The sequence below is a fragment of the Streptomyces solincola genome (assembly GCF_002982015.1).
GTDB lineage: Bacteria > Actinomycetota > Actinomycetes > Streptomycetales > Streptomycetaceae > Streptomyces > Streptomyces solincola.
In genome coordinates this window covers 1-10,083 of the sequence record NZ_PVLV01000110.1, presented here as the reverse complement: position 1 = coordinate 10,083, position 10,083 = coordinate 1, and the positions used below count along the sequence as shown (strand labels likewise).

Annotated in this window: 8 protein-coding genes; 3 read left to right on the top strand and 5 right to left on the bottom strand. The window is 73.9% G+C overall.

From position 1 onward, the window contains the following. Nucleotides 1-193 precede the first annotated feature (193 nt). Genes C6N75_RS08735 through C6N75_RS08715 form a run of 5 tightly spaced genes read right to left on the bottom strand, consistent with a single transcriptional unit; the run spans nucleotide 194 to nucleotide 5,805 of the window. Nucleotides 194-1,504, bottom strand: coding sequence for a DUF58 domain-containing protein (locus C6N75_RS08735; RefSeq protein ID WP_105868291.1), 1,311 nt, complete (start codon nucleotides 1,502-1,504; stop codon nucleotides 194-196). Nucleotides 1,505-1,513: 9 nt separating this feature from the next. Further along, nucleotides 1,514-2,494: an AAA family ATPase gene (locus C6N75_RS08730; protein ID WP_105868290.1), complete on the bottom strand. Its 981-nt coding sequence runs from the start codon at nucleotides 2,492-2,494 to the stop codon at nucleotides 1,514-1,516. Further along, nucleotides 2,491-3,708 carry a DUF4350 domain-containing protein gene (locus C6N75_RS08725; RefSeq protein WP_105868289.1) on the bottom strand — a complete coding sequence of 406 codons (1,218 nt, stop codon included), beginning with the start codon at nucleotides 3,706-3,708 and terminating at the stop codon, nucleotides 2,491-2,493. Before C6N75_RS08725 ends, C6N75_RS08730 begins: the two co-directional genes overlap by 4 nt. Further along, on the bottom strand, nucleotides 3,705-4,388 hold the full coding sequence (locus tag C6N75_RS08720) for a DUF4129 domain-containing protein (protein ID WP_258177298.1): 684 nt from the start codon (nucleotides 4,386-4,388) through the stop codon (nucleotides 3,705-3,707). The genes C6N75_RS08725 and C6N75_RS08720 overlap by 4 nt, the downstream gene beginning before the upstream one ends. Nucleotides 4,389-4,392: 4 nt before the next feature. Beyond that, nucleotides 4,393-5,805, bottom strand: a complete 1,413-nt coding sequence (locus tag C6N75_RS08715; RefSeq protein ID WP_105868288.1) for a DUF7544 domain-containing protein — start codon at nucleotides 5,803-5,805, stop codon at nucleotides 4,393-4,395. Between the two features lie 200 nt (nucleotides 5,806-6,005). On the opposite strand from C6N75_RS08715, the gene mtnA reads away from it, so the two are divergent. The 3 genes from mtnA to mtrB all read left to right on the top strand — a co-directional run. Next, nucleotides 6,006-7,157: an S-methyl-5-thioribose-1-phosphate isomerase gene (mtnA, locus tag C6N75_RS08710; RefSeq protein ID WP_105868287.1), complete on the top strand. Its 1,152-nt coding sequence runs from the start codon at nucleotides 6,006-6,008 to the stop codon at nucleotides 7,155-7,157. A 4-nt stretch (nucleotides 7,158-7,161) separates the two neighbouring features. Continuing rightward, entirely contained in the window at nucleotides 7,162-7,851 is a 690-nt protein-coding gene (gene mtrA / locus C6N75_RS08705; protein ID WP_219852863.1) for a two-component system response regulator MtrA, read from the top strand. 1 nt (nucleotide 7,852) lies between these two features. Then, nucleotides 7,853-10,083: MtrAB system histidine kinase MtrB (gene mtrB / locus C6N75_RS08700; RefSeq protein WP_258177295.1), on the top strand; the 2,231-nt coding region annotated here is incomplete at its 3' end.

Sequence of the window (10,083 nt, the reverse complement as noted above, 5' to 3'; positions counted from 1 at the left end):
GCGCCGATGGTACTGCAGGGGGGACCCTGTGGGAGAGTAGGACGCCGCCGAACAAATTGTGTGGGTGAGCCCCGTGCCAGGAATCTGGTACGGGGCTTACTTGCGTTTACGGGTATGTGCGCGTCGATGATGAGCGGGCTGGCGGTGCAGGTGGGGCCGGGGCCGCCTGCAACCCATCCGCACCGCGCCGAAGCTATAGCCGTCCGGCGGCCTTGAGCGCGAGGTAGGCGTCCGCCACGGCCGGGGCAATGTCGTCCGGAGTGGCGTCGACGACGGTGGCGCCATGGCTGCGGAGCTTTTCGGCGATCCGGCGACGTTCTACCGTGGCCCTGGTGCCGGCGGCCGCCTCGTAGACCGCGTCGATGGTGCCGCGCGCGCTGGTCATGGCCTGGACGCTCGGGTCCGCGACGGAGGCCACCAGGACGTTGTGCCGCTTGGTGAGCTGGGGGAGGACGGGCAGCAGGCCCTCCTCGACCGGGGCGGCGTCCAGGCTGGTGAGCAGGACGATCAGAGAGCGTCGGGGCGCGTGGGCCAGAGCGGCGGCGCTGAGGGCGCGGGCGTCGGTCTCGACCAGCGCGGGTTCCAGCGTGGCGAGCGCCTCGACCGCGGCCGGCAGGACGTCCCTGGCCGAACGACCGCGTACGTGAGCGCGTGTTCGACGGTCGTAAGCCAGCAGATCGACCCGGTCGCCGGCGCGGGAAGCGAGGGCGATCAGGAGCAGTGCCGCGTCCATGGCGGAGTCGAGGCGAGGGGCGTCTCCGACGCGTCCGGCGGAGGTGCGGCCGGTGTCGAGCACGACGAGCAGGTGCCGGTCGCGCTCCGGTCGCCAGGTGCGGACTGCGACCGTGGTCTGGCGTGCGGTGGTGCGCCAGTCGATGGAGCGGGTGTTGTCGCCGGCGACGTACTCGCGGAGGCTGTCGAACTCGGTGCCCTCGCCCCGCGTCAACACGCTGGTGCGGCCGTCGAGCTCGCGGAGTCGGGCCAGCCGTGCCGGCAGGTGCTTGCGGCTGGTGAACGGGGGCAGGGCGCGGATCGTCCAGGGCACCTGGTGGCTGCCCTGGCGGGCGGCGAGCCCGAGGGGGCCGTAGGAGCGCACCGTGACACGTGCGGCTTGGTGGTCACCCCGGCGGCTGGGGAGCAGCCGTGTGGTGATGCGGCGGTGTTCGCCGGCGGGCACGGTCAACGTGTGGCGGGGGGTCTCCTGCTCGCTGTCGGAGGCCTGGGCGGTTGGCGGCCAGGCGTCGCGCAGGCGGGCGCGGAGGGGCCGGCGGGAGGGGTTGGTGACGGTGAGTTGCAGTTCGGCGGCGTCACCGAGTCGAACGTGTGTGTCACCGGATCGGGTGAATTGGAGCGATTTCACTGGCGCGGCGAGGGCGTAGTCGCACAGCATTGCGAGTGCGAGGGGTCCGTTGACGGCGAGCATGCCGGTCCAGCTCGGGGACAGGATGCCGACAGGTAGCGAGCCGATCGCGGCGAGGAGAGCAGTGCGTCCGGTCAGGGCCATCGACTCGCCTCAGCGGGGCACGGGGACGTGGGCGAGGATGCCGGTGATGACGGAGTCCGGGGTGACTCCCTCCATCTCGGCCTCGGGGCGCAGTTGGACACGGTGACGCAGGGTGGGTAGCGCGAGTGCCTTGACATCGTCCGGGGTGACGTAGTCCCGGCCGGTCAGCCAGGCCCAGGCACGGGCCGTGGAGAGCAGGGCGGTCGCTCCTCGCGGGGATACGCCCAGAGTGAGTGAGGGGGATTCACGGGTGGCACGGCAGATATCGACGACATAGCCGGTGACTTCCGGGGACACGGAGGTCTTGGCGACGGCGAGGCGGGCGGCTTCCAGCTCGGCCGGGCCGGCTACCGGGCGGACTCCGGCGGCTCGTAGGTCGCGGGGGTCGAAGCCCGCGGCGTGGCGGGTGAGGACGTCGATCTCGTGGTCGCGGGACGGGAGGGGGACCGTCAGCTTCATTAGGAAGCGGTCAAGTTGGGCCTCGGGCAGGGGGTAGGTGCCTTCGTACTCGACCGGGTTCTGGGTGGCGGCGACGAGGAAGGGGTCGGGGAGGGCGCGTGGTTCGCCTTCGACCGTCACTTGGCGCTCCTCCATCGCCTCCAGGAGGGATGCCTGGGTCTTGGGCGGGGTGCGGTTGATCTCGTCGGCCAGGAGGAGGTTGGTGAAGACGGGGCCGGGCTGGAAGGAGAACTCGGCGGTGCGGGCGTCGTAGACGAGGGACCCGGTGACGTCGCTGGGCATGAGGTCGGGGGTGAACTGCACCCGCTTGCTGTCCAGTTCGAGCGTGGCTGCCAGGGCTCGGACGAGCAGGGTCTTGGCGACGCCGGGGACGCCTTCGAGGAGGACGTGGCCCCGGCAGAGCAGGGCGACGACCAGGCCGGTGACTGCGGGGTCCTGCCCGACCACGGCCTTGGCGATCTCGGCGCGCAGTGCCTCCAGGGAGGAGCGGGCGTCCGAGCTCTCGGAGGTCTCGGGGGTCGGGGCGCTCATGAGGTGCGTACCTCTCTTTCGAGGGCGTCGAGTTGGTCGGCGAGAAGGACGAGTGCCGCGTCGTCGGCGGGGGCTCTGCCGAAGAGGAGCTCTGAGGGGTCCGGCGGGTTGGCCGGCGAGGCCGGTCCGGGGGAGGACAGGCGAGTGGAGACGGCCGGGAGCAGGATGCCCGGGTCGTGGGCCTGGGAGGCGGGGACGCCGACCAGCGGGGCGAGCCGTGAGCGGCTGGCCTCGCGGAGCACGGCCGCGGCCTGCGCGCGGGCGTTGGTGGTGCGGTAGAGGCGGGCGCGGCCTTCGGTGGACTCGGACGCGTGGACGACGGCGGGCAGTCGCTCGGTGACGAGCGGGCCGAGACGGCGGGCACGCCAGATGGCCGCGAGCACGGCGGCGAGGGCGAGTTGCAGGGTCGCCCAGAGCCAGCCGGAGGGGATGAGGTCGAAGAACGAAGCGGAGCCGTCGTCGTCGTGTACGCCGGTGGCGGTGGGATCGCCGGACGAGGGGAGGTACCAGATCAGATGAGAACGGGAACCGAGGAGTTGCAGGGCCAGCGAGGCGTTGCCCTGCTCGTCCAGTCGCTCGTTGTGCAGGAGGTCGCCGGAGCCGAGCAGGACGGTCTCGCCGTTCGCCGGGCTGTCGGTGCGGACGAGGGCGGCTGCCCCGTCGCTGCGGTAGCAGAGGTGGCTGCTGTCGGCGGAGGAGGTGTAGAGCCGGCCGCCGAGGTCGGCGTTGCCGGCCCGCTGGGCGGCGGCGAGGTCGCAGGAGGGCTGGAGCGCGGTGAGGGGGGCGCGGGTGGATTCCGCCCGGACGCCGGGGGCCAGGGCGCGGGTGGCGGCGGGTCCGGCGTCCAGGAGGACGAGACGGCCGCCGGTGGTGTCCCGTTCGTCACGCAGCCTGGTGCGTTGGCGGTCGGTGAGCAGGTCGGGGTCGGTGACGAGCAGCGTGGTGTCGGGGCCGCCGGCGGAGAGGGCGTCGTCCAGTCGAGTGGCGACGCGCAGGTCGACTCCGCGCTGGGTGAGCAGTTCGGCGGTGGCTCGGCTGCCGTCCGGGTCGGCGGAGCGGGGGTCGAGGCTGCCGTGCTGCTCGTCGGAGCGCAGCAGCGCCATCACCGCGGCGGCGAGGAGGACGAGGGCGGCCACCAGCAGCAGGCCGCGGAGGCGGGCCCACATCTGCCGGGCACCGGGAGCGGTCGAGGTGGCGACGGGGACGGTCGTCATGAGGCACCGTGGGCCGATCGGGGCCTGGTCTGCTGGACGGCGGTGTCCAGGTCGGCCAGGCGCTGGTACGCCGCCTGGTCCGCGGACCGGCCGCCGTATGCGACGTCGTCGAAGGCGCGAGCGGCCGAGCGGAGGGGTTCGGCGTGGTCGGGCAGGTCGCGGCCGGCCTCCGCCGCGGCCTCGCCTGCGGTGCGACCGGGGCGCGGGTCGAGCACCGCGCGTTCCTCGAGCGAGCGCACGAGCGCGCGCATCCGCTCTTGGACTGCCTGGTTCCAGCGGTCCGCGGCGGCGTGGTCATCGGCGGCGCGGCGGTGCTGTGCGGCGGTGCGGGGCCGGTCGTCGAAGAGCGCGTCGGACGGGGCAGCGCGCGGAGAGGGAGTGCCGAGCCGCCACCACAGTGCCGCGACGAGCGCCAGGGCCACCAGCACGACGATGAGGAGGCCGACGACGCCTCCGGGGGTGGCGCGGGAGGCACTGTCGAAGAGATCGCCGACCCACTCCCAGAAGGCGTTGAGGGCCTGCTGGAGCGGGTTCGGATCGTTCTCGTGGTACATCGGCTTGGACAGTTCCCGCTCGGCCGCCTCACGGGCCGGCACGCGCGGCAGGTCCAGCGGTACGTCATCGGCGCCGCCGTTCGCTCCGATCAGCGTCCCCGCGGCCAGGCCCCCCGTGACCGGCACCGCATCAGCCCCTGGGGGCGGAGTCGGCGGGCGGGCCGTAGCCGGGCACGCCCGCGGCCCGGGCCAGTTCCAGGTCCAGTGCCTCCCGGCGGATGCGCTGGTCGATGTAGAGCAGGACCGGCACGCCGGAGAGGATCGGGTAGGTGATCGCGGAGGCGAGTACCGAGCCGACGCCGGTGATGATCAGGAAGGGCCAGCCGAAGTCGGGGCTGCTTCCGTTGATGAGTCCGCTGAAGCCGTCGCCGTCGGCGGCCAGGGCGATGAGGCCGAACGGGATCCCGATGATCATGGCGACGAGGATCACCAGCAGCACGGCCAGGGCCATGATGCCGAAGGTCCGCCACCAGGCCCCCCGGACGAGTTTGGCGGAGCGCTTGAGCGACTCCAGGACGCCTTGGCGCTCCAGCATCAGCGCCGAGGAGGCCAGAGCGAAGCGGATGTAGAGCCAGACCAGCGCGACGATGCCGCCCAGCGATCCGAGGACGATCAGCGGGATGCCGGCCGCGGTCCCGGAGAGCAGCAGCCCGGGCAGCAGGGCGACGACCATGACGGCGATGTAGACGAGGGGGAGCACGACGAGCAGGCCCAGCAGGTGCGGCAGCCGGGGCCTGGACTCGCGCCAGGCGTCGGCCAGGCTGACCGGGCGGCCGAGCACCGAGCGGCTGATCACGGTGGTGAGCAGGGCGGTGAGGAACAGCGACGAGATCATGGAGAGCAGCACGGTGGGGCCGAGCGAGGCGAGGCTGGACTGCATCGAGTCGACCGCCGCGTTCAGCGCCTCCTCGGGGGTGGCGTCCGGGCTGATCTCGGGCGGCGGCGGTATCAGGTAGCGCTCGACGAGGATGGAGCCGATCTCCACGATCACCGAGACGGTGATGGTGATGGCCAGGACGGTGCGCCAGTGGGCGCGCAGGGTGGAGACGGCGCCGTCGAGGATCTCGCCCACGGAGAGCGGCCGCAGCGGGATGACTCCCGGCTTGGCGGCGGGCGGCCTGCCCCAGTTGCCGCCGTTCCAGCCGCCGTGGCCGCCGGGGCCGTACGGCGGTGCGCCGCCCCAGTGGGGCGGCACGGGACCGGACGCACCGGGTGCGGCCGGCGGGGACCACTGACCGGCCGGCGGCTGGTCCGCGGCCCACTGCTTGCCGTGACCGGCCGGGTTGTCGTGGCGGCCGTCGCCCGCATCGCCGCCGCGGCCGTCGTGCCGGCCGTCGCCGGAGCCGCCGTCACTGCCCTTACGGCCGTCCGCGGAGCCGTTGCCGTCCGCGGGGCCGGCAGGGGCGGGGGACTGGTCTTCGGGGCGACCGGACGGTGTGGTCGGCGAGGAGGCGTCGGCACTCCGGCCGTCCGAGGCGCCGGAGGCGTCCCGATCGTCGGAAGGGGAAGACCCCGGCGAGGTCCAGCCCGGAGTGTCGTTCACGCTCGTCCACCTCAACAGTCGGTCGCGGGGCAACAGGGGGTCGCCGGGCCGGCCGGGAGGACCGGCCGGGTCACGGTGCCGGACCGCTCGGCGGGGCGGCAGGCTGGCAGCCATGGTGCCACGCGCCGACCGCCACCGGGCCGGTGCCCGGCGCCCATCGCCACCTTCATTGTCCGCCGCCCAGCGGGCAGACTGGGCGGATGGCTGATCAGCAGGCACAGACCGCCCTGGGGACCCACCCGCCCGCGCTGCCCGCACTGCGCTGGGACGAGCCGCCGGAAGGGCCCGTGGTGGTCCTCCTCGACCAGACCAGGCTTCCGGCCGAGGAGGTCGAGCTGGTGTGCACCGACGTACCGGCCCTGGTGGCGGCGGTGCAGACGCTCGCCGTCCGCGGGGCACCGCTGCTGGGCATCGCGGGGGCCTACGGGGTGGCGCTGGCGGCGGCCCGTGGCTACGACGTCGAGGAGGCCGCCGCACTGCTCGCCGGGGCGCGGCCCACCGCGGTGAACCTCGGGTACGGGGTGCGGCGGGCGGCGGCGGCGTACCGGGCGGCCGTGGAGAAGGGGGAGGGCCAGGACGGCGGGGCCGCGGCGGCACTGGTCGAGGCGCGGGCCCTGCACCGGGAGGACGCCGCGGCCAGCACGGCGATGGCCGGCCACGGGCTGACCCTGCTGGACGAGCTGCTGCCCGGCGGCGGCCACCGCGTCCTCACCCACTGCAACACCGGGGCGCTGGTCTCCGGCGGCGAGGGCACCGCCTTCGCCGTGGCGCTGGAGGCGCACCGCAGGGGCCGGCTGCGGCGGCTGTGGGTGGACGAGACCCGTCCGCTCCTCCAGGGCGCTCGCCTCACCACCTACGAGGCGGCCCGCAACGGCCTGGCCTACACCCTGCTCACCGACAACGCCGCCGGATCGCTGTTCGCCGCCGGCGAGGTGGACGCCGTCCTCATCGGCGCGGACCGGATCGCGGCGGACGGCTCGGTGGCCAACAAGGTCGGCAGCTACCCGCTGGCGGTGCTGGCCCGCTACCACCACGTCCCGTTCATCGTGGTGGCGCCGCTGACGACCATCGACCCCGGCACCCCGGACGGCGCCGCCATCGAGGTGGAGCAGCGCCCCGGACAGGAGGTGACCGAACTCACCGCCCCGCCGCAGATAGCCGCCGGCGCCCCCGGGGCCGCCGTCGGACTGCCCGTGGCACCGCTGGGCACCCAGGCGTACAACCCGGCCTTCGACGTGACACCGCCGGAACTGGTGACGGCGATCGTCACCGAGGCGGGCGTCGTATCGCCGGTGACCGGCTCCGCGATCGCCGAGCTGTGCGCCAGGTCACGCCAGGTAACGATGAGCTAATGGGATGATGTCGAATATGAAAGGACGCGTCCTCGTCGTCGACGACGACACCGCACTGGCCGAGATGCTCGGGATCGTGCTGCGTGGTGAAGGTTTCGAGCCGTCGTTCGTAGCGGACGGCGACAAGGCACTGGCCGCCTTCCGGGAGGCCAAGCCGGACCTGGTGCTGCTGGACCTGATGCTGCCCGGACGGGACGGCATCGAGGTCTGCCGGCTCATCCGCGCCGAGTCCGGAGTGCCGATCGTGATGCTCACCGCCAAGAGCGACACCGTCGACGTGGTGGTCGGCCTGGAGTCCGGGGCCGACGACTACATCGTCAAGCCGTTCAAGCCGAAGGAGCTGGTGGCCCGCATCCGGGCACGGCTGCGCCGCTCCGAGGAGCCGGCGCCCGAGCAGCTCACCATCGGCGACCTGGTCATCGACGTGGCCGGTCACTCGGTGAAGCGGGACGGGCAGTCCATCGCGCTCACCCCGCTGGAGTTCGACCTGCTGGTGGCGCTGGCCCGCAAGCCGTGGCAGGTCTTCACCCGGGAGGTGCTGCTCGAGCAGGTGTGGGGCTACCGCCACGCCGCCGACACCCGCCTGGTGAACGTCCACGTCCAGCGGCTGCGCTCCAAGGTCGAGAAGGACCCGGAGCGGCCGGAGATCGTGGTGACCGTCCGCGGCGTCGGTTACAAGGCCGGACCGAGCTGACATGTCCCGCGGCAGTGCTGCTCCGAAGCCCGGGGAGCCGGGAGTCCGTGCGGGGCGGGCTGCCGGACCGGGGAAGACCGGGCGCGCCGGGCGTCTGACGTCCGGCCGCCACCTGCTGCGCGGCGCGCAGGGCGGGCCCGTGCTGCGGCTGCTCGTCCGCTGGATGCGGCGTCCGCTGCTGCCCGCGATACGGCTGTGGCGGCGCAACATCCAGTTGCGGGTGGTCGCCGGCACGCTGCTGATGTCGCTCGGCGTGGTGCTGCTGCTCGGCTTCGTCGTCATCGGCCAGATGCGCAACGGCCTGCTCGACGCCAAGGAGCGGGCCGCGCAGAGCCAGGCGTCCGGCGGGTTCTCCGCCGCGCAGGACCCGGCCAGGTTCACCGGGCCGGGCGGGCAGGACGGCGGCTCCGGCAACGACGGCGCCGCCCGCACCTCCCTGAACTGGCGCTCGGACCTGGTGGTGCAGCTCGCGAGCGGCGGGCAGGGCGCCTTCAACGTGGTGGCGCTCAGCTCCGACACCGCGGGCGCCGCCAACCGCGGCGCGCGCGCCTCCGGCGGCGTCGACCCGGCCACGAGCATCCCCGCCGGGCTGCGGGAGCAGGTGGCCACGGGCACCGGCACGTTCCAGACGTACGCCCGAGTGCACTACACCGATGGCAAGGCGTCGGAGCCCGGCATCGTCATCGGCAAGCGCCTCAACGACATCGACGGCAACTCCTACGAGCTGTACTACCTCTTCCCGCTCACCCAGGAGGAGGACTCGCTGTCGCTGGTCAAGACGACTCTGGCGACGGCCGGGCTGTTCGTCGTCGTGCTGCTGGGCGCGATCGCCTGGCTGGTGGTGCGCCAGGTGGTCACCCCCGTCCGGATGGCGGCAGGCATCGCCGAGCGGCTGTCCGCCGGCCGCCTCCAGGAGCGGATGAAGGTCACCGGCGAGGACGACATCGCCCGGCTCGGCGAGGCCTTCAACAAGATGGCGCAGAACCTCCAGCTCAAGATCCAGCAGTTGGAGGAGCTGTCCCGGATGCAGCGCCGGTTCGTCTCCGACGTCTCCCACGAGCTGCGCACCCCGCTGACCACCGTGCGGATGGCGGCCGACGTCATCCACGAGGCCCGCGAGGACTTCGACCCGGTCACCGCACGGTCCGCGGAACTCCTCGGCGACCAGCTCGACCGGTTCGAGTCGCTGCTGGCCGACCTGCTGGAGATCAGCCGGTTCGACGCGGGCGCCGCCGCGCTGGAGGCCGAGCCGATAGACCTGCGCGCGGTCGTGCACCGGGTCATCGGCGGCGCCCAGCCGCTGGTCGAGCGCAAGGGCGGCCGGATCGTCGTCCTGGGCGACGAGCTGCCGGTCATCGCCGAGGCCGACGCCCGGCGGGTGGAGCGCGTCCTGCGCAACTTGGTGGTCAACGCCGTGGAACACGGCGAGGGCCGGGACGTGGTGGTCCGGCTGGCCGCCGCGGGCGGCGCGGTCGCCGTAGCGGTCCGCGACTACGGCGTGGGGCTGAAGCCCGGCGAGGCCACCCGGGTGTTCAACCGCTTCTGGCGGGCCGACCCGGCCCGCGCCCGCACCACCGGAGGCACCGGCCTGGGCCTCTCCATCGCCGTCGAGGACGCCCGGCTGCACGGCGGCTGGCTGCAGGCGTGGGGCGAGCCGGGCGGCGGCTCGCAGTTCCGGCTGACGCTGCCGCGTACCGCCGACGAACCGCTGCGCGGCTCGCCCATCCCGCTGGAGCCGGAGGACTCCCGGCGCAACCGCGAGCAGGCCGCCGCGGATGCGGGCGCCTCCCAGGGCGGCGGCCCGGCGGGGCCCGGGGCGCCTGCGGCGGACGGCGGCCGTGGGCTGCCGCTGCACCCGGGAGCCGTGCTGCCCGGCCGCCAGCCGCAGCAGCCGGCCGCCGACCCGACCGCCCTGCCCGGCAACGGCGCCCGGGTCGTGCCGCGCGCCGACCGCGACGACCAGGCCGCCCGGCCGGCGGACGACGCGGCGGCGGCTGCGGCTGCGGTCAAGGACCTGCCGGATGCGGACGCTGAGCCGGAGGTTGGTGCGGAGACGGCCACTGGACCTGGGACGGACGGGGATCGGGAGTCGGCGGCGGGCCCGAGGACGAGTGGGGATCAGGAGTCGGCGGCTGAGCCGGAGTCCCTCGCGGATCGGGAGACCGCTGCGGACACGGACGCGGAGGCTGTCGCCGGCCGCGGCCGAGGGGGCGGTGGCGGGCGGACGGGGGC